Here is a 17043-nt window from a genome sequence, read left to right as displayed (position 1 = left end):
GATCGGCCTCGCAGCGGGCAAGGGAGTGGAATTCTTGAACTTGAAGACGGCGCGTGGCGCGCCGGACCTTACCGGATAAACGTCATCCCTTGCGGCCGCGCTTCACCGGCTTACGTCGCGTTTGCGACTTCGCGCGAGGCGCGCGGGCCACGGGAGGATTGCGCTGCGCGCGATCGAGATGCGCGAGAAACTCGCGAAACACGGTGAGATGATCGCGCGAGGATTTCGTCTCGGTGCCGAACGAGCGGAGAACGCGGTGAAGGGTATCCATCAGTCCAGATCCTCTTTGATGTTTTCGGCGCGGCGATGCGCCGTGCGGTTGAAGCGCTGCAACTCGCGAACGAAATCGTCGAAGCGGCGCGAAGCCGCCGACAGTTCGCGAAGCGCAAATAGCAGACCGGCGCTCGCGGCGCTGGCCCAGAGAAACAGCGCGAGATGAGCGAGATCGCCGCGATCGCTGAAGATGCGGATGAGATCAGACATGACGATCTTCCTGCTTTTTTCCCTTTGCGGGAGAGTGACGGTTCACTCCAGGCGGTCGCCGCCCTCGATCGGCGCATAGCCGACCGCTTCGCGCTTTTCGTTGAGCGTAAGAAAGGCCGCATCGCTGACCCGTTCCCACAACGCCGTACGATCGGCGGCGAGCGCGTCCATTTTGTCGGTGTCGACGACGATACGGATGCTCTCGCCGAACTGCGGCGACAGCCACTGCGCGAACGAATTGCCGATACGCGACGCCAGCGGCAGCACGGTCTGGCGAAAGAAGCAGCGATTGGCTTCCAGAAAATTGGCGTAGGTGTTGTCGCCGGGAATGCCGAGAATCATCGGCGGCACGCCGAAAGCGAGCGCGATCTCGCGCGCGGCCGTGTGCTTGGCCTCCAGGAAATCCATGTCCTTCGGGGTCAGCGACATCGCTTTCCAGTCCAGTCCGCCTTCGAGCAGCAACGGCCGGCCCGCGTTCACCGCGCCCTGATAGGTATCGGTCAACTCGCGCTTGAGCCGGTCGAACTGCGAGTCCGAGAGCACCGCGCCCTCGGGCCCGGAATAGACCAGCGCGCCGGACGGCCGGGCGGCGTTGTCGAGCAGCGCCTTATTCCATTTCGATCCGGCGTTATGGGTGTCGATGGCGACGGCGGCGGATTCGATCGGCGCAAGGCCATAATGATCGTCAAGCGGATGAAAGAACGTCAGGTGCAGGATCGGCGGCACGGCGGATGAGGCCTGATCAAAGCGCACGCTGCGCCCGCCGACGCTGTATTCATACGCTTCCGCCCAACCCTCGGCGCCGGGCACCACCTTCATGCGATCGGGTCGCAGCGTATGAAGTTCACGCACCGCCCCGTCGAGCGTGACCGTTTCAACATAAGCATTGCCCGCCAGCAGCAGATGCGACACCAGCGTTTCGAGAAACGCGCCGCCGTCCTGCCGCGTATTCGGGCGCGCGAGCAGCAGCGACAGCGGATGCGCCTCGCGTTCCTGCGCGCCCTCGAACACGAGGTAGCTGCAGGACGCCACATTCTCCGCGATCAGCCGCACCGCGCGGTGCACGACGGGATTGGCCAGATAGCCTTCGCGCGCCAGCGCCGCATAGTCGCGCGGCGTCCAGCGCGCGCGGCCGCCACTTTCGAAGGCGAGCAGCCTGGCCGTGCGGCTGGCTTTTGTCTCGGGTGGAGCAAACATGTTTTTCAAGCGCAAGCGCATTGGCGATCCTTTATTTGTCTCTCCCCGCACCCGAGGAGAGGAGCAGCGTTCACAGTCCCCTCACCCGCGGCTGGGCGCGCGATACCAGCGCCAGCGATGTCACCGCCCACACCAGGGCGTCGAGCCGGTCCGGCGAACGGCCGGACGACAGGCCCGTGAGGGCGAAGTCGCACATCTCGTCTTCAAGCGCGGCGAAGCCGCCGGCGTGCCTGACGCGGCCTTGCTCATAAAGTGTCGCCACCGGCTCGGCGCGCAGCCATTTGCCGCGAGTGGCGCGCACCGCGATCACAGGCACCGAAGCATCGACCTCCGCGATCACGGCTTTCACCATGTCGCCGCCCTGGTTGACTTCCGCCACCAGCGCATCGGCTTCGCATCGCCGCCACAGCGCGATCGCCTTCGCCGCCCACTGCGCCGGCGTCACGCCCGCCACGGTCTCGTCGGCAATCACGTAAACAGCGCCGTCGGCGGCCTGCCCCGCCGCGACAATGCCGCAGGCGTCCGCGCGCCTGGTTGCGCTCGCCGGCGGATCGACCGCGACCACGATGCGTCGCAGCGGCGGCGCCTCGCTCACGCGGCATCGCTCAAGCAGCGCACGCGACCAAAGCGCATCGGGCCGGTCCTCGATGATCTCGCCGTCAAGTTCCTGACGTCCGAGCCGCGTTCCAGCGTAGCGCGCCATCACGCCCTGCAGGAAGGTCGGCGCCAGATTGAAAGCGTTGGCCTGCGTCGGCGCGCGCGTCACCACGCTTGCGGGGTCGTCCATCAGCCGTTTCAAAAGCGCGGTCGGCCGTGGCGTGGTGGTGATGAGCTGGCGCGGCTGCGACCCCAGCCGCAAGCCGAATTGCAGCATGTCGAACGCAGCTTCCGCGTAGCGCCACTTCGCCATCTCGTCGGACCAGGCGCAGCCGAATTGCGGCCCGCGCAGGCTTTCAGGGTCGTCGGCGGAAAACGCCTGCGCCACCGCGCCGTTGCTCCACTCCAGCCGCTTGCGCGACGGCGACCATGACGGCCGCTCGTGAGCGGCGTGAACCGCGAGCAACCCGGACACGCCTTCGATCATCACCTCGCGCGCATCATGTTCGGTTTCGCCGACCAGCGCGATGCGCGATACCGCCTCGCTGGCGAACGGCGGCAGGCCCAATGCCTGCGCGCGAATCCACTCGGCTCCCGCGCGGGTCTTTCCGGCCCCGCGACCACCGATCATCAGCCAGATCAGCCACGGCGCGCCGTTCGGCGCGAACTCGGGCGGCCGTTGATGCGGATGCGCGAAAACATCCCACTGCCGGGCAAGATATCCGAGTTCCGCTTCACTCATGCTCTCCAGCAGGAGGCGTCGCTGGCGGGACGACCATCTGCTCCAGTCGGCGCGAAAGCGCGCGCCGGAACTCGTCAAGGTCGCGGGGCACGGCGTCGTCATCGGCGGGCTTCACCTTCTCCTGACCGGCGCGCAGCCGCGTCACCTCCCCCAGCGTGCGCGCGAGACTGGCCAGCGTGCGGGCGCGGCGTTCGGCTTCCGTGCGCTGCTGAGGTTTCAAATGACTGCCGCCGACGATCACCTCGATCAGGGACAATTCGCGCTCGATCGCGCGCGTTACCCGCTCGATCAGAACCGCGCCCGTCGCCGGCGGCGGATCGTCGACACGCTCCACCGCGGTGCGCTTGATGCGCGGGCTCGGCTGATCCTTGCGCCGAACGGTTGTCACCCGCGTGCGCTGCCGGCTCAATCCAGCCTTCGCCGCATCGTCGTGCTCCTCAAGAATAATGGGCGCGTCATCCACGTATCGCGTGGTGGCGGCGATCGTCGCCTTGCGCGCGGCAACGGCGGCGCGTGTCTTGCCAGCTGGCGATGTGCCGGTCGCGCTCCGCTTCGTCGCTGCTTCCGTCTTCGCCTTCCTGGTCCTGGGTTGCGATATCGGCGCGAGCGGCTTGTCTGGAACCGGGGACGCCGCCGTTTTCTTCGATGCGGAGGACATTTTTGTGCTTGATGGCGTCAGCTTTGCGCGCGAGGCAGCGCGCCCCGCCGCCGGCTTGCGTGCCGGTTTGCCGGTTCGCGTCGCACACATGAATATCCAGAACCCCCTCAAGCGGAACCGATGCCGCCATAGCGTTTTCGAGCGAGGTGGGTGAGCCCCTCGCGTGTCAGACAGGTCTTACGTCGAACTCACTGGTGGACGAATACGAGCCACACCAGGCAAATGATCAGCGAAGCCAGCCCGGTGCTAATGGTCAACAGCAGAAGAGCGGAGAGCTCAACTTCGCCCTGTCCGATCTCCATGGATGTCTTCGCGGTTTGACGGCGTTCTTCCGTCGTCATGCCGGTTCTCCTCTGCGATCCACGCGACTGGAGCTTTTACGCAACGTCGAATCTGAAACCGCGACTCCACTATTCCGATCGGAACGCGCGTCCTTCTCGCGGCCCGGTGTTCATTTTCGGGTCGAGCCCCGAACACACGTCTTTCGAACACACTCATATTTGAGGAGGGAAACGTCTGACCCCTTCGTCAGGTTCCGCGCAAAAGATGCACCGCCAATGGCTTGCATCAATCACCCGGGGACGCGGAGAATGACCAGGCAAGCCGGAAAGCATCGTGTTGTAGCGCGCAAATTCAAATGGCACCGCGCGCAAGATCAAATGGCACCCCCTTAAATCGGCCTTGAACGGCCCTAGAAACGGAAGTTCCGCCAGCCCCTTAAGGACTGCCGGGTTGTGTGCTACACAACCGGCAACCTTGAGGCGGAGAGCGGAAATGCCAGCACAATTCCAAGACTACTGGGACAAGAACATCGATCGTTGGGGTGACAAGTACCTCGACATCTCCCACGGCCACGAGGCATTCGATCGCCCGGCCTGGTTTACCTCCATTTACAACTCCACGATCGGTCGCATCGAACGTCGGTTGATGAAGGAGCGATATCGTCGGACGATCGCGTTCCTCGACAAGAATATCGAACCCGGCGTTGTGTTCTCCGATTTAGGTTGCGGGACCGGCATTTTCGTCGTCGAAGCGGCAAAGAGAGGCGCGATCGTCAACGCTATCGACTTTTCGGAGTCGTCCCTCGCCACGACGCGTCGCAATGTGGAAGCTAACGCGCCTAACGCAGACGTTAGCTATATTCACGCAGATTTGCAGGATGACAAACCGTTGCCTGAATCATACGTCGCTCTGGCAATGGGCGTCACCCCTTATCTGACCGACATAGATAAATTCATTGCGAAGGCAATCCGAAGCGCTGCTATTCTTTGTATTCAATACACCGACCCCAATCATTGGGCTAACCGAATTAGACGAACAATGCCTGTGCTTGATGTGCGTTCGCTTCAATACTACTCGTCTGACGAAGTTGACGCTTCTTACGACAAGCATGACGGATTTCTTTGTTGGCGCGACAAGTTCGCGACCGGATATATCGATGTAGTTACCAACTCAAAGAAGTTCCATTTCGAGAAAGTGGATTATCCTCGTTGAGATCAATACCAAAGTGTCGCGGATAACCCACCTTTATGGAGTGTTGTGTTGCTATTAAAAGCTCCGTTTGCTCCACCGTATTCAATGGCTTGAAGATAGTGATAACCTATCCCCGGATGCCCTGAATAAGTAGCTACACCGGGCCCCTGATTGTTTCCTCCAAGGCTGTAATACGACACGAAGCTCGTCGCATTCGCTGCGATCGCATTCGTCTCATCTAGTCCGATGCCGATACCTATTTGAGCCGCGCCGGATGTCGCAAAAGCTAGAAGGGAATAGAGTGCTTCAACCCCGTCTTCATCAAGCCCTCTGACGAAAGCTATGCTGTTTGCCGTGCTGTTGTTTGCCGCGCGCCACGCGGCGGTCGTGTAAGACCAGTTTGTTGTCGAATCTCGCACAAAAAAATGCGCCGGCCGACGATTGTAGGCATTCCAGAGGCCTATGTATCCAAAGCCGCCTCCGGAAGCAGAAGTACCCGGCAGAAAATTAAATTGCGAAATACTATTGACAGTAGTCGTGCCTACGTATGTTCCCTGTAAAGAACCGGGACCGCTGGTAATCGCTACAGCGTTGACCAAAATTCCTGCGCTAACTCTCGTCAACGCGGTTCCAGCACTACGCGTCGTGCTATTTGACCAAGCAGGCCCGTGGCAGAGCCGCAGCGTCCCGCCATCGTTCCATACAAACCAGTCGTGGACCTCGCCTGCGCCGATCGCCGCAGGATTATGCGTTGTGTCAGTTGTCGTAGTTGAAAGCTCTGAAAAATTGGTAGGCACCGCTTTTGTGCCATCGTAAATCGGAATTTGATTACCGACATACGGTGTGTAATAGAGCGTCGTCTTGCTGCTCTGCGCCGTTGTCATAACCGGCACGCCGCTTTGTAGCGTCAAGCGCCCTTGCGGTGGATAGATAACGCCCGTCACCGCGCGCGCATCCGCAGCATTCGCCGCCGTAAACAGCGCCTTGCCAACGGTCGTGCCGCCGAGATTGTCGAGGGCTGCGGGGTCCGCCGGATTCACGATATCCGCGGCCGACACTGTGAAGCCGACGATTGCCGTGCCACCGAGATCAAGCTTGCTCATTCCGAGCGCGCTGCCGTTATAGGACTGGTCAACTGAAGTCCGCTCCAGCTTGGCGACGGAATCCGCGATTGTTCCAGTTCCCTGTTCGAAGCACAGAACCCCTTCGATGACCTCGACGATGCGATAGCGCACCGTGTCGCCGTCCTCGAGCGCGGAATCTCCCGGTGCGATGAAGCCGGCGATCGCCGACCCGAAAGTGAGGTCGCCTGACCCCGTTGAAGGGGTGTTGAACTTGACGTTATCGACCAGTTTAACCACTGCTTGCTTCTCCTTTACGACGCGATGATGTCGCCGCTGATGGGGCGGCCGCGAGCATCCGCTTCGACCAGTCCGTTCCTGAGGGTGAATCTGATCGGCGGCAGCCCGATATTTTTCCCCGCGGCAAGGCGAAGCTGCGCGGCGGTCATGCGTAGCTGCACCGGCCGTGTATAGGTGACCGTGACTGGGTCGCCGTCGCCGAGCGCAAAGGCTCCCGGAACGATTTCGCCGGGCACGCCCAGCGCGTAGGTCCGGTCAAACGTATTCGCCAGATTGATGATCTTGCCGGCGCGGATGAGGACCGTGCCATGGCGGATAGTCATGTGAATCGGCGGCAGGCCGATGTGCTTGCCGGCGGCCGGCGCCACCGGGCGCGGCGAGAGCGCTATCGTCACCTTCGGCAACGAGATCGACCGGCCGGCGAGCACCGTCGGGCTCTTAGGCGCGAAGCTGATCACGACCTTCGGCAGATTGATGTTGCGGCCGGCGAGGATGCCGAGCATCGCGGCCGTCACCCGCAGCGTCACCTTCGGCAGTGAGATCGACTTGACCGCCGGCGCCGCGATGTCGCCGGGGATCAGCTCGCCGAGGATGCCGTAGCCGAGCATGACTATTCTTCCACGACCAATAACTCGATCATCCGCCCCGGCGTGCCGTCGAGGTCGAACGTCAGCTTGAACGGCGTGGAATCGCCAGCATATTCGTCCTGGCCGAGGTCATAGAACACGAACGGCTTTCCGCTGGTCGCGTCATAGTCGAGGATCGAGCGGCCCGGCCCGATCGACCCGCCGGTCGCATCCTCAACCGTCTGAGCGCCCGACACGGCGGCCCCGTTGGTGTTGATTGTCGTCGCGGCGATCTCGGCGACAGCCGGACCGCCCTGCGGCCAGCCGTTGCCATAGACTTCATGTTCCCGTTCCTCCGGCTCGCCGGCGAGCGCGCCGGCGACCTGGTCGACGGAGGTGTGTGTGGCGTTGAACAGGGTAGCTGCGTCCGCATCCAGAAACATCAGCTTCCGGTTTTCCTGGTCGATCGCGCCGGCTGCGATCTCCTTTGCGTAGTGGTTGTAGACGTGTGCTGTGACGGCCATTGGAGAGATGCTCCTTCTATCTGAAAGCGACGATGGTGATTGCGATGTCGGAGAGCGACTCATCGCGCGGCGGTGAGACACAGCGCAGCACGTCGCCCTTTACGAATTCGGTATCGGCCGCGCACGCGAATGTGGCGATGTGCGATCCGCTCGCAAAAGTGAAAGTCGCGAATTCGACCTCGTTCTTGGTGAGCGAAAACGTTGTGTCGTTCGTTGCGGCGACGTCGGCATTCGCCGCGCTTTCGACAAGGTCGGCCCTGAACGTCACGAGAGAAGGGACAACCCACTTCTTGACGACGAAGTTGCTGGCCGGGCGCGCGGGAACGTCCACCGCGAAGTCGTATCGGCTGAACACGGGATCTGAAATGCCCTGCGACACCCAGGCGCCCGACGTCATCCGCCACCGTTCATTTGTCGACGTGTCCTCGATATATTGCCCTTCCTCGGCGACATAGCCGTCGGGGCTATGGACACCCGGTGGGAGCGTCCAGACCAGCCCTTGCGTGTTGATCCGGGCGACCAGGGAGGAAACATCGGCCATCGCCTGACCGCCGACGAAACGCAGGGGCGAACACTTGACGATCTTGTATTCAACCGCAGCGACGGCATCGTAAGGCCACGGGTCGATCTTGAGGCGAAAGTTGTCGATCACGTCGACGATATCGACGACGTGACCATCTGTTTTCAGCAAGTCTCCGCCGCGAGCATTGCCGCCGGCCATAATTGCGCTGTCGAACGTCGCGACGGTAGCGCCAGCCTCAATGGTGACGGTGCCATGGGCGTAGGAGGGAAAATCAGTCATGATTCCGTCCCGTCAGGTCTTTCGAGATTCCGTCGAGCTCGGCCGGTGTTCGCGCGCCATCGAGCGCGGCCATGACCTTCTGCCGATGGAGCTCACGCTCGGTCACGACGTCCGGCTTCGACATGATGAGTGAGGCGAGAGCACGGGCCGTGACGCCGCGCAGGTCCGCCTCGGCTTGCAATGCAGTCGGAGCGGCACCGCTCGCCAGCGTCGCGGCCGCCATGGCTCGCTTCGCCGTATAGGCGGCGTCCCGATGCGGTTGTGCGAGACTGTCGAAGTGCCGATTGACCTTGGCTTTCGACGCGGCGCGCAACGCCGGCATGGGATCGAGCGTGATCTTCATGCGATGGCCTCGATCGTCACTTCAAAATCGCGATAGGGCCAGCGCGTCAACCTGACACAATAAAGCCCAGGCACCGGCACGCTCAACTCCAGTTCGCCATCCGGCAATGTGCCGGTCCAGACGTCGCTACCCTGCACGGTGACCGAGAAAGTGACATCCTTGGGCGCGCCTTTCAGAACGACGGCGTCGTTGTCACCGGCTTTGAAGGCCATTTTATCAACGCTGACTTTCATCGTCGGCCGGCGATGCACCGGCACGATCGAGCCCTTGCGCGTCGAGCACATCCATTCACCCGGCGACAGCACGCCGGGACGATTGACCTTGATATAACTGACGCCAGCCTCATCCAGCCTTCGGTCATACCCATCAGGGTCATAAACCTTGTTGGCCTGCATGATCCGGCCTTCTTCATTGGGAAGAAGAAAGAGCATCTACTACCCCGCGTTCCGAAAGATAAGATAGTTTATCAGCGTGTTTGGAAGATCACCGACAACGCCTCCAGGCGGCCTGAAGGTCAAAGCGTGAAGTCGATTGCTCGCGTCAAACGCGCCGCCGCCGTCAGGCCCCACCGTTCTCAAAGTCAATGTCGTGTTCGTTCGAATTGCCCGCCATGCGATTGCAAAGAGAGGATAGGTTCCTGCCGGCGTCGTCGGACCAAAAGGCCCAGGAGTGCCCATTATCCCGGCGACAGGCTCCACGGCCGCCGAAACATATCCGGCAGCATAAACCCGAAGCGGCATCTGATTGCCGTCGAACAGAAGGCCATCGAAGGTCGCGCCGTTAACGTCTACCCCCGCCACCGAAACGCGAAACGGTGATGAAACGCCGGATGCAATTCTAATCCGGTTCGTCATGAGATCGCCCGGTTGTAGACCGCGTAGATCGTTCTACGCGGCGCAGTGACGTACATGGACGAGCCGTCGCTCGCAATGTCGGCGAACGATGGGTCAGCTGGGGTAATTGTGTATCCACCACTGCCGTCCGGCGTCGATGTCATCATCGGCGAAGGTCGGACAGGGCCGGAGAATGAAATGTAGCCCAAATTAACAGTCTGCTGGGAGGTAAGCAGGACATGAGGGACCGCGCCGAAACCCAATATGATCGTCTGACTCGACGCAACGTTTCCCAGCATCAAAAGCTGCGACACGCGAGCCGAGATGCCGAGCACCAAATTTGCGTCGGCCGCTGTATAGGCGTCGACGCCGGCCGGCGACACAAACACGCCCGTGTCGCCGTTCGCCCGCTTTCCAATCACGACGCGGCGGGTCATGGCGCAGGAACCGGAACGCGAAAGACCGCGTATATCACGTCATAGGCGACAACCGGGCTAGATGGAGCCGGCCAAAGTCGCAGTCGATCGGTTAGAATGGTGGCTCCGAGGCCTTGAGGCGCGACACTGGTCGCGAGCGGGCTGTAGTCATCATAGACGCGTAGGCCGGATCGGTAGCGCACTTCAGCAAAGGGCTGATAGCCCGGCGAAGGAAAGATGACATCGGTGAAATTGAAGTCCGCTGTTTTACTCGCCAAGCCGACTTGAATCATTTTGACGATATCGGTCCAGCCGCTGTCGAAAGACAACTCTCCGCCTGAAACGACATCGTGCCCCGGCAGCGAGACGCGCAGCCCGTATTGACCACCACCAAGATTTCCGAGAATGACGCGCCGGGTGCTCATGGCTAATCCGATATGATCAAGGTGCCATTGTTCAAATTCTGATCCCACTTGTCGTTCGGACTCTTCAATGTACCCGCCCTAACGTCGCCAAGATTGGCGTTGATCGCGCTCAGTTGAGCCACATCCAGTTTCGTCGCCTTGACGGAGCCGTTGAGCAGGATGTTGTCAGCGTCGAGCACAACCGTATCTCCTGAAACAATGAAAGGCTTTTTCGGGCTTTGCCCCGGCGTGACGATCTGGAAGTAATCGGTCGTGAAAGTGGTCGACCCCGTATCGGCTCCGCCATTCAGTAGTTGGAAGCCCACGGCATACCCGTTTACGTCGAGCTTTACGCCGTAGGAGAGACCGATCCCTTCTGTGAGCGATGCGACCGCTTCCTGCGTGACAGTAATTGCGCCCGTGTTCTTTCCCACCGCAACCGATAGGCTTTCGACACTGCTTGCGAGCGCAGCCGTAGCATCGGCCGCAACAGTCTGTACGTTTGTTATCGTTGCGGACAACACTCCGGCTCGCGCCGTCATCTGAGTTCGAACGGAAGTCTTATCCAGCCAGTTCCGTGCGTCCTGGTTGGCCGCGACTGATGCGATCAGCGCCTCTGTTGCGTGGACGAAGTCCTGCACTTGCTGTTGAATCGTCGTGATCTGCGCCTTGATCGCCGCGTCGAAGTCGAGCACCGAGAACTTCACGTCCGGCGTCGCGACCTCGATCCAGTCCGACCACAGCATGTCGCGCGGCGCGCTCGGGATGTACTGGCCGGCGACCTCGTATTGATTGTCCGGCAGCAACGAATGAGTGATGATCAGTGCGCCGGCCGACAGCTCCAGCGTGTTGCCTGAGGTGACAGGGCTAGCGTCGTTCTTGCGGCGTACCTTGTAGCGCACGCCGGTGACGCCCGGCATGTCGCCGTCCCAGGAGAGCCGGATGCCGGGCCGGCGTTTGTATCCGTCCGCGTCGATGATGGACACGCCTTCGGCCGCCCACATCCTGATGCCTTGCGGCTCCGGCCGCGGAAAGCCCGTAGGGCCCGACGTGCCCGGCCGATAATCAGTCTCGTAATTCCAGCTATAGTCGGCGGGATCAACCTCCTGAATCACAAGCCCGGTGTCGTTGTTCGCGCAGTCGGTCTTCGCCGTGACCGTGAAGAGCTTGCCGTCGTAGCCGTTCCGCGCCGATGTCCAGCTGCAGACGTCGCCCGGTTCGACGCTCCAGAATGGCGGCGGCAACACCAGGCTGTGCGAGCGCTCCCGCCGCGCGGCCTCCAGCGCTGATTTCATGAGACGCTGGACCTGCGCCGCATAAGGCACGAGATCGAATGAGGGCGTCGCCAGAAGCCTGCGATTGCCGTCTCTCGATTCAAGCGGCGTGGCATAGAGCGGCGGCGCGCTGTCCGGATTCCAGCCCTGCTCGGGATTAGGAAAGGAGCCGGTGATGCCGTTGATGCTGGCGTCAAGCGTCAGGAAAGGCGTCGCGGTCTGGTCTTCCGACGACAGAACATCGCCGTCGGTGAATTCGAAGGTGGCGCTATCCGGCGCGCCGCAATGCACCTTGTACCATCCGCCGACCTCCGACATCTTGCCCTGGCAGGCGGTCATCAGCATGTCGAGTGTGTCGGCCGTCTGCACGCTCACCGTGACGACGCCGCCTGCGCGATAGGTCGGCTCCATTCCGCCCGCGCCCTGGATCGTCGATCGGCATTTCGCGATCTGCGCGTTCCAGTTAGTCGCCGGCAATGTCGCCTGCGTGGCCCGCTGAAGGCCGTAAACCCATGTGCCGGCGTAGCGGATGCCGCGCATGATGTTGTAGGCCTGCACGATCGGATAATCGTCGCCGTCGCCGCCCCATGTCGACGGATCGGAATAGCGATGCGACCCCGAGCCGCCGTTCGTCGAATCCCTGGTCGGATCGTAGAGCCGAATTCCCGAGACCTCATATTTGAATTCGGGAACACGGCCGGCATAAAGCGTGTCGTCGATCAGCGCGGTCGCGATGACGTAGGCACAGCCGACGCCGACGCGGGTTGATTCATACGGCCGAGCGGCCGACGAGACCTTCGAGGTCAGGAAGCTGTCGGCGACCGTCTGCGTGCCGTCATAGAACTTGATCCAGAGATGATCGACGCCGTCCTTCCGATATTCGAGCACCGGCAATCCCATGCCGGTGCCGGTATCGCTGCCGAGCGTGCATTTCTCTCCGTTGATCCAGACGCCGTCGAGCGACTTGATCGGCAGGTCGGAAAGCTTGGTGACGCGCGTGTAATAGGCGTTGGGCGTTTCGCCGTCATTTCCCCAGGTGTTGAAGTAGACGAGCTGGCCGCCGAGGCAGGTCTTGCCGATCGGGAACGAGCGCGGCAGCGCGCCGTCCGCCTGGAGCCGAATCTGCGCGGCGAAGTGCTGGGCGGGCGATGAAGGTTGCTGCGGCTTGCCGGCGAGCGCCTGCGCGGCGTAGCTGAGACCGATCGACGCGCCAAGGCCGATGACGACGTCGGCCGCGACGGCGAGGAACGTGCCGGCTCCGAACAGTGCTGCGCCCAGGCCGAGAAACGCCACTTCAAAGCTCCTTCAAGTAGTGCGTTTCGAACGGCAGGTAACCACGGCGGTCGAGCGCTTTTGCGAAGCGCGGATCATCCTTGCCGGTCTGTGCGGCGAAGCGGCAGCCTCTCGCCCGCGCCCAATCCTCGAAGATGCGACACATCTTGAACCAGGCGCCGCCGCGATAATCCGGTTCAATGAACGAGATCACCTCAATCGCGCCGGTGATGGCGCCATAGGGATAGTTGCTGGCCATGCCGACAAAGACGCCTCGCGGGCGGACGCCGACTTCGTGAACGAGGCAGAGCGAATCCGGCGACGTGAGATGCGCGCGCCAGCGCCGCTCCATCAGAAGGGGATCAAAAGCGAACAGCCGATCGAGGCCCTTCGCCTGATGCGCCGAGCGCAGCAAGGGCATCACCGCACCGGTATCGAGTTCGTGCGCCCGGCGGATCATGATGCTTTGGTCCCCATCCCCGTCGGCGAGCCATCCGACGCGCCCCATGGAGCAAGCCAGTCGCCAACGACAGCGACGTCCTGCAGGAAGTTGTCCGTCCCGCTGCGCAGCCGCTGCGAGGCGTCGGACGCGGTGTCGGAATTGGAACGGGTCAGCTCCTGGGTGTTGGACGTACAGGCCACCTTGACGACGCTGTTGCCCGCACCTTCGGCGGGCGTCGTGACCGGCGCTTCATTGATAAAGCCGGAAAAACGGCACGCGGCCGGTGCGACCATCGACTGCGTCGCCGGGTCGAACCAGCCGCGAAAAATCTGAATATCCGCCTGCTTGCAATCGTAGGTGCGAAGGAAATCGTTGACGGAAGATTCGAGAGCCGAGAGCTGCAACTCGACTTCCTGGACCGCGATGCCCTGCACCAGGGGAATGTCGCTGATCGAGATGACCGCGCCGGCGCCGGTGAAGGAACGCGAGGCGGCCCCGCCGGTCGCGGGATCAATGACCTCGGCCAGGATGTCGAACACGTCGGACCAGACACCCATGGGCACCGGCGATCCGTCGGAGCGATCCTTGGCGATGATCCAGATGAAGTCGCGATAGATCAGCGCGCGCTGTTCATTAGCGTTCTGATTTTCGGCCGAGAGCGAGCGCGTCATGCGACTTGCCTCGCCTGAAAGGTGACATTCGAGCGTGGGCCTTCCGATAGCGCGGCAACCGAGCCGGGCATCAGCAAGAACAGGCCGGCCGGCTTCTTGAGCTTCACGCCCGCGTCGATCGCGTATCCGGGCCGGATTTCGGGGCAGACGGCGAATTCGACCGTGTCGCCGCTGCCATCGGCCGTGACATCCTCGAGCACCTGGTGCAACGCTCGCTTGGTCCCGAAGTCGAACGACAGGTAATCGCCGACCGACAGCTTGAACCCGGCGTCCAGGCCGCCGAGGCTGAGCGACATGTTGTCGTCACCGACCGATTTCAATGTGCCGGTGTCATTGAACGCGCCATTCTTATGCGCCCTGGGATAACGCCTGCGGCCGTCGCCAGCTTCGAATAGATGGATAACGCCCCTTAGCGAATTCAACCGGGCTTCAAGTGCAAGCGCACTGTCGTGGTCGAGATCGCCGGTGCCATATTGTGCAAGCCACAAGCGCGGCCCGAAATCCTTTCCCCAGATCGTGCCATCGGCGCCCGTGCTCGTCTCTTGACGCGGTGGCAGCGTGAACGATTGCGTCGCGAAATTCCACGGGTTGACGATATCAGTGCGCGGGAATGTGAGCGCCATCAGCCTACTCCCGCGCCGCGCGCCAGATTGCCGTTACCGCGCGCCAGCGCCTTGCGGATGCTCGCCTGTGTTTGGACGTCGAACTGGCGGCTGCCGGCGAACTGCCTGATGCCGGATGCGACGCCCGCGGCGACCATGTCGTGGATTTCCTGATTGCCGCGTGCACCGGCGACATTGACGCTGATGGCCATGGGCGAAGCCATTGCAGGTGAATTGTCCTGGCCGCCGCGCGGCAGCCGCGTGACGTTGCCGAGCGGCGACAGCGTGCCGCCCTGGGCGAATCCCGGCAGATAGGGCTTGCTCACATCATTGGGGTAGACGGTGACGCCACCGTTGAAGACGCGAATGAGCTCCGGTCCTTCCTCGCCAACGACACCCCAGCCCGGACCGAAGGTGCCGCCGCCGGCGGCCATGAACAGGCGACCGATCAGCCCGCCTGCGCCGCCGGATGTTCCACCGCCGAGGAAGGAGCCAAACATGTTGGAGACCAGACTATCGAGCGCCTTGTCGGCGATCTTGTCAGCGACGCGCTGCACGGCGTTGGAACCCGCTCTGCCGAAAGCTTCCCACGCCGTCGCGCCGTTGGCGATCTCGTTGCGGAAGTCGCGAAAGATTCCTTGCGTCAACTCAAGCGTCGTCGCCTTCAGCTCCTTCATTCTTTCCGTGAAGCGGACGAGCTGCGCGGTCGAACCGTTCATATCGAGCTGATCGCCGAAGGCGCCATCCAACTGGCCCGCGACGCTCTGGTCGATGCTGTTACGCCCGAGCTGCTGAAGCTGAAACGTCGCGGCGGATTCGATCCGCGCCACCGCGAGCTTTTGCGATGCCTCGCCGGCGCGGGCCGAGATCTTCGCAATGGCTGCGGCATACTTCTCGGCAACGCCGGCGCCGGCCTGATGAGCCGACTCGGTCAACACGACCTGGGTGCGGAATTTCTCCATCGCGCCGGTCGAGCCCCCGAGCGCGGTCGCCTCGGCCTCCATCGCGGCGGAGCGGCGATCGACGGATTTCAGATAGCGATCGAAATTTTCGCCGGCTTCCCGTGTCGCGGTCGAAATTCCAAGCAGCCGCTTTTGAGTTTCGGTCGCGGTGCCGTTGAGCTGGGCGAGCGCGGCCTCGTTCTGCGCGATCCGGTTCTGATCGGCGGTGGCGCTGCTGAACGCCTTGACGATGTCGCTGGCGGCCTTCGCGAGCTTCGGGTTGGTCGCGGCGGCCGCGTTGCCGATCTCGGCGATTTCATCGACATACTTCCTGACGTCGGTCGAGCCGCTGGCGATCGCCGCGTTGAGCGCAGCGACCGATGACTTCAACGTCTCGATATTCCGAAGCTCGGAATCGTCGGCAAAAGGACTGCCGAGCTTGCTGAGACCGGCGATCGCATAGTTTTCAAAAAAGCCGCCGACGGCACTCGCCACCTGCCGCTGCAGGTCAGAGCGCAGCGCGATTGTGCTCTGGCTCAACTGGAGTTGCGTAACCGCCTTGCTCTGCTCGAAGAACTCGCCCGCCGCTCTGGACGCATCCCTGTAGGCGTCTCGCACCACACCAATGAGCCGCGCCTGTTCGTCCAGATCGCGCTGCGAAGTTTGAGCGCCGGTGCTCATGATCGAATGGAGCGTCGACATCGCAGAGGTGACCAGCCCGACGATGCCGGATATCAGCGCGATCGGCGTCGCCGCTCGCACCACGGCTCCGAACCCGGATATCACGCTGGCCGTACCGGCGGTCAACTTTCCGAAGGCGCTCTCGGCTCCGAAGACGCCAGCCGTGAGTTGCGCGACCTTTTGCGTGACGCCGGAGATTTTGTCGATGGCGTTATCGTTGGCGACGCCGGCTGCCTCACCGATGCCCTGAATCGCCTTGCCGGCCGCGCCGGAGGCCTTTTCAAAACTATCGACGATCTTTTTCGAAACCGCCGCGACTGCCTTGTCCAGGTCCACGACCGCGTGTGACGTATCGGTGGCCGCCTGCACGGCGCCACTGGCGTCACCATCGATCTTTAGCGAGACCCGCATTAACGGTTGACCTCATTGAGAGCGGCGCTTGCCGCGCTTTCCATCACGCGCAAGCCGCGCCACACGGCCGGCGTCACAGGGATTGCTTCGGCATCGAGCGCCACGCGCACCGCGGCGTAGTCGAGACCGATGTAGATCAGCGCCGGCGCGGAGAACCCGCCGCCGATCGGGACGACACGCCACTGGGTCGACACCGCAAGGAACGCGACCACGGTGTCCCAGTTCTCCGGCCAGACTCCCGTCTCTTCCTGTTCGGTCGGGATCTGCATCGCTGCACGAAGATGGGCGATCGACTTTGCGTCCATGCCGAACCGGACGGCGTCGGCTATCACCGCCTCGCGATCGTCCGG

General features: G+C 62.3%; 22 protein-coding genes. 1 reads left to right on the top strand and 21 read right to left on the bottom strand.

Features of this window, described 5'->3' with window-relative positions; translation table 11 throughout:
- Positions 1 to 82 precede the first annotated feature (82 nt).
- The 7 genes from NWI01_RS01000 to NWI01_RS18730 are packed head-to-tail and all read right to left on the bottom strand — an operon-like array spanning position 83 to position 4018.
- Positions 83 to 271: a hypothetical protein gene (locus NWI01_RS01000; RefSeq protein WP_141381882.1), complete on the bottom strand. Its 189-nt coding sequence runs from the start codon at positions 269 to 271 to the stop codon at positions 83 to 85.
- Positions 271 to 483, bottom strand: a complete 213-nt coding sequence (locus NWI01_RS00995) for a hypothetical protein (RefSeq protein WP_041344858.1) — start codon at positions 481 to 483, stop codon at positions 271 to 273. Before NWI01_RS00995 ends, NWI01_RS01000 begins: the two co-directional genes overlap by 1 nt.
- 42 nt (positions 484 to 525) lie before the next feature.
- Complete coding sequence (locus NWI01_RS00990) at positions 526 to 1701, bottom strand: phage portal protein (RefSeq protein WP_141381881.1); 1176 nt, start codon at positions 1699 to 1701, stop codon at positions 526 to 528.
- 49 nt (positions 1702 to 1750) lie between these two features.
- Entirely contained in the window at positions 1751 to 3019 is a 1269-nt protein-coding gene (locus NWI01_RS00985; protein ID WP_141381880.1) for a DNA-packaging protein, read from the bottom strand.
- The gene (locus NWI01_RS19495; RefSeq protein ID WP_244613591.1) at positions 3012 to 3482 is read right to left on the bottom strand and encodes a hypothetical protein; all 471 of its coding nucleotides are present in this window, start codon (positions 3480 to 3482) and stop codon (positions 3012 to 3014) included. Before NWI01_RS19495 ends, NWI01_RS00985 begins: the two co-directional genes overlap by 8 nt.
- Positions 3475 to 3807, bottom strand: coding sequence for a hypothetical protein (locus NWI01_RS19490; protein ID WP_244613590.1), 333 nt, complete (start codon positions 3805 to 3807; stop codon positions 3475 to 3477). Before NWI01_RS19490 ends, NWI01_RS19495 begins: the two co-directional genes overlap by 8 nt.
- Positions 3808 to 3865: 58 nt before the next feature.
- Positions 3866 to 4018 (bottom strand): hypothetical protein, encoded by a 153-nt coding sequence (locus NWI01_RS18730; RefSeq protein ID WP_181410323.1) that lies wholly within the window; start codon positions 4016 to 4018, stop codon positions 3866 to 3868.
- Between the two features lie 433 nt (positions 4019 to 4451).
- Here NWI01_RS18730 and NWI01_RS00975 point away from each other — a divergent pair, with 433 nt between their 5' ends.
- A complete protein-coding gene (locus NWI01_RS00975) occupies positions 4452 to 5171 on the top strand; it encodes a class I SAM-dependent methyltransferase (RefSeq protein ID WP_141381878.1) in 720 nt (239 codons plus the stop codon).
- A gap of 2 nt (positions 5172 to 5173) precedes the next feature.
- On the opposite strand, the gene NWI01_RS00970 is transcribed toward NWI01_RS00975, so the two are convergent.
- The 14 genes from NWI01_RS00970 to NWI01_RS00905 form a co-directional block, all read right to left on the bottom strand.
- The gene (locus NWI01_RS00970; protein ID WP_141381877.1) at positions 5174 to 6511 is read right to left on the bottom strand and encodes a DUF2793 domain-containing protein; all 1338 of its coding nucleotides are present in this window, start codon (positions 6509 to 6511) and stop codon (positions 5174 to 5176) included.
- Between the two features lie 14 nt (positions 6512 to 6525).
- Positions 6526 to 7119 (bottom strand): hypothetical protein, encoded by a 594-nt coding sequence (locus NWI01_RS00965; protein ID WP_141381876.1) that lies wholly within the window; start codon positions 7117 to 7119, stop codon positions 6526 to 6528.
- 2 nt (positions 7120 to 7121) lie between these two features.
- Entirely contained in the window at positions 7122 to 7601 is a 480-nt protein-coding gene (locus tag NWI01_RS00960; RefSeq protein ID WP_141381875.1) for a hypothetical protein, read from the bottom strand.
- A 16-nt stretch (positions 7602 to 7617) separates the two neighbouring features.
- Positions 7618 to 8403 (bottom strand): hypothetical protein, encoded by a 786-nt coding sequence (locus NWI01_RS00955; protein ID WP_141381874.1) that lies wholly within the window; start codon positions 8401 to 8403, stop codon positions 7618 to 7620.
- On the bottom strand, positions 8396 to 8746 hold the full coding sequence (locus NWI01_RS00950; protein WP_141381873.1) for a hypothetical protein: 351 nt from the start codon (positions 8744 to 8746) through the stop codon (positions 8396 to 8398). Before NWI01_RS00950 ends, NWI01_RS00955 begins: the two co-directional genes overlap by 8 nt.
- Positions 8743 to 9177 (bottom strand): hypothetical protein, encoded by a 435-nt coding sequence (locus NWI01_RS00945; protein ID WP_141381872.1) that lies wholly within the window; start codon positions 9175 to 9177, stop codon positions 8743 to 8745. Before NWI01_RS00945 ends, NWI01_RS00950 begins: the two co-directional genes overlap by 4 nt.
- A gap of 419 nt (positions 9178 to 9596) precedes the next feature.
- Entirely contained in the window at positions 9597 to 10016 is a 420-nt protein-coding gene (locus tag NWI01_RS00940; RefSeq protein ID WP_141381871.1) for a hypothetical protein, read from the bottom strand.
- Positions 10013 to 10468, bottom strand: a complete 456-nt coding sequence (locus NWI01_RS00935; RefSeq protein ID WP_181410322.1) for a hypothetical protein — start codon at positions 10466 to 10468, stop codon at positions 10013 to 10015. The genes NWI01_RS00940 and NWI01_RS00935 overlap by 4 nt, the downstream gene beginning before the upstream one ends.
- The gene (locus NWI01_RS00930) at positions 10423 to 12966 is read right to left on the bottom strand and encodes a phage tail protein (RefSeq protein ID WP_141381869.1); all 2544 of its coding nucleotides are present in this window, start codon (positions 12964 to 12966) and stop codon (positions 10423 to 10425) included. The genes NWI01_RS00935 and NWI01_RS00930 overlap by 46 nt, the downstream gene beginning before the upstream one ends.
- Before the next feature lies 1 nt (position 12967).
- The gene (locus NWI01_RS00925) at positions 12968 to 13405 is read right to left on the bottom strand and encodes a GNAT family N-acetyltransferase (protein WP_141381868.1); all 438 of its coding nucleotides are present in this window, start codon (positions 13403 to 13405) and stop codon (positions 12968 to 12970) included.
- Complete coding sequence (locus tag NWI01_RS00920; RefSeq protein ID WP_141381867.1) at positions 13402 to 14058, bottom strand: hypothetical protein; 657 nt, start codon at positions 14056 to 14058, stop codon at positions 13402 to 13404. The genes NWI01_RS00925 and NWI01_RS00920 overlap by 4 nt, the downstream gene beginning before the upstream one ends.
- The gene (locus tag NWI01_RS00915; RefSeq protein WP_141381866.1) at positions 14055 to 14681 is read right to left on the bottom strand and encodes a hypothetical protein; all 627 of its coding nucleotides are present in this window, start codon (positions 14679 to 14681) and stop codon (positions 14055 to 14057) included. The genes NWI01_RS00920 and NWI01_RS00915 overlap by 4 nt, the downstream gene beginning before the upstream one ends.
- Positions 14681 to 16693, bottom strand: a complete 2013-nt coding sequence (locus tag NWI01_RS00910; protein WP_141381865.1) for a hypothetical protein — start codon at positions 16691 to 16693, stop codon at positions 14681 to 14683. Before NWI01_RS00910 ends, NWI01_RS00915 begins: the two co-directional genes overlap by 1 nt.
- Entirely contained in the window at positions 16693 to 17025 is a 333-nt protein-coding gene (locus tag NWI01_RS00905; protein WP_210242933.1) for a DUF1799 domain-containing protein, read from the bottom strand. Before NWI01_RS00905 ends, NWI01_RS00910 begins: the two co-directional genes overlap by 1 nt.
- Positions 17026 to 17043 lie beyond the last annotated feature (18 nt).

The organism is Nitrobacter winogradskyi, assembly GCF_006539545.1.
GTDB lineage: Bacteria > Pseudomonadota > Alphaproteobacteria > Rhizobiales > Xanthobacteraceae > Nitrobacter > Nitrobacter winogradskyi_A.
This window is presented reverse-complemented; position numbering and strand designations above follow the sequence as displayed.

Bases quoted from the DNA above. Each gene is read 5' to 3' on its own strand.
- NWI01_RS00910 (WP_141381865.1), bottom strand. From the start codon at position 16,693: ATGCGGGTCTCGCTAAAGATCGATGGTGACGCCAGTGGCGCCGTGCAG.
- NWI01_RS00955 (WP_141381874.1), bottom strand. From the start codon at position 8,403: ATGACTGATTTTCCCTCCTACGCCCATGGCACCGTCACCATTGAGGCT.
- NWI01_RS00920 (WP_141381867.1), bottom strand. From the start codon at position 14,058: ATGACGCGCTCGCTCTCGGCCGAAAATCAGAACGCTAATGAACAGCGC.
- NWI01_RS00940 (WP_141381871.1), bottom strand. From the start codon at position 10,016: ATGACCCGCCGCGTCGTGATTGGAAAGCGGGCGAACGGCGACACGGGC.
- NWI01_RS00960 (WP_141381875.1), bottom strand. From the start codon at position 7,601: ATGGCCGTCACAGCACACGTCTACAACCACTACGCAAAGGAGATCGCA.
- NWI01_RS00945 (WP_141381872.1), bottom strand. From the start codon at position 9,177: ATGCTCTTTCTTCTTCCCAATGAAGAAGGCCGGATCATGCAGGCCAAC.
- NWI01_RS00975 (WP_141381878.1), top strand. From the start codon at position 4,452: ATGCCAGCACAATTCCAAGACTACTGGGACAAGAACATCGATCGTTGG.
- NWI01_RS00990 (WP_141381881.1), bottom strand. From the start codon at position 1,701: ATGCGCTTGCGCTTGAAAAACATGTTTGCTCCACCCGAGACAAAAGCC.
- NWI01_RS00995 (WP_041344858.1), bottom strand. From the start codon at position 483: ATGTCTGATCTCATCCGCATCTTCAGCGATCGCGGCGATCTCGCTCAT.
- NWI01_RS00915 (WP_141381866.1), bottom strand. From the start codon at position 14,681: ATGGCGCTCACATTCCCGCGCACTGATATCGTCAACCCGTGGAATTTC.
- NWI01_RS00965 (WP_141381876.1), bottom strand. From the start codon at position 7,119: ATGCTCGGCTACGGCATCCTCGGCGAGCTGATCCCCGGCGACATCGCG.
- NWI01_RS19490 (WP_244613590.1), bottom strand. From the start codon at position 3,807: ATGGCGGCATCGGTTCCGCTTGAGGGGGTTCTGGATATTCATGTGTGC.
- NWI01_RS01000 (WP_141381882.1), bottom strand. From the start codon at position 271: ATGGATACCCTTCACCGCGTTCTCCGCTCGTTCGGCACCGAGACGAAA.
- NWI01_RS18730 (WP_181410323.1), bottom strand. From the start codon at position 4,018: ATGACGACGGAAGAACGCCGTCAAACCGCGAAGACATCCATGGAGATC.
- NWI01_RS00950 (WP_141381873.1), bottom strand. From the start codon at position 8,746: ATGAAGATCACGCTCGATCCCATGCCGGCGTTGCGCGCCGCGTCGAAA.
- NWI01_RS00925 (WP_141381868.1), bottom strand. From the start codon at position 13,405: ATGATCCGCCGGGCGCACGAACTCGATACCGGTGCGGTGATGCCCTTG.
- NWI01_RS00985 (WP_141381880.1), bottom strand. From the start codon at position 3,019: ATGAGTGAAGCGGAACTCGGATATCTTGCCCGGCAGTGGGATGTTTTC.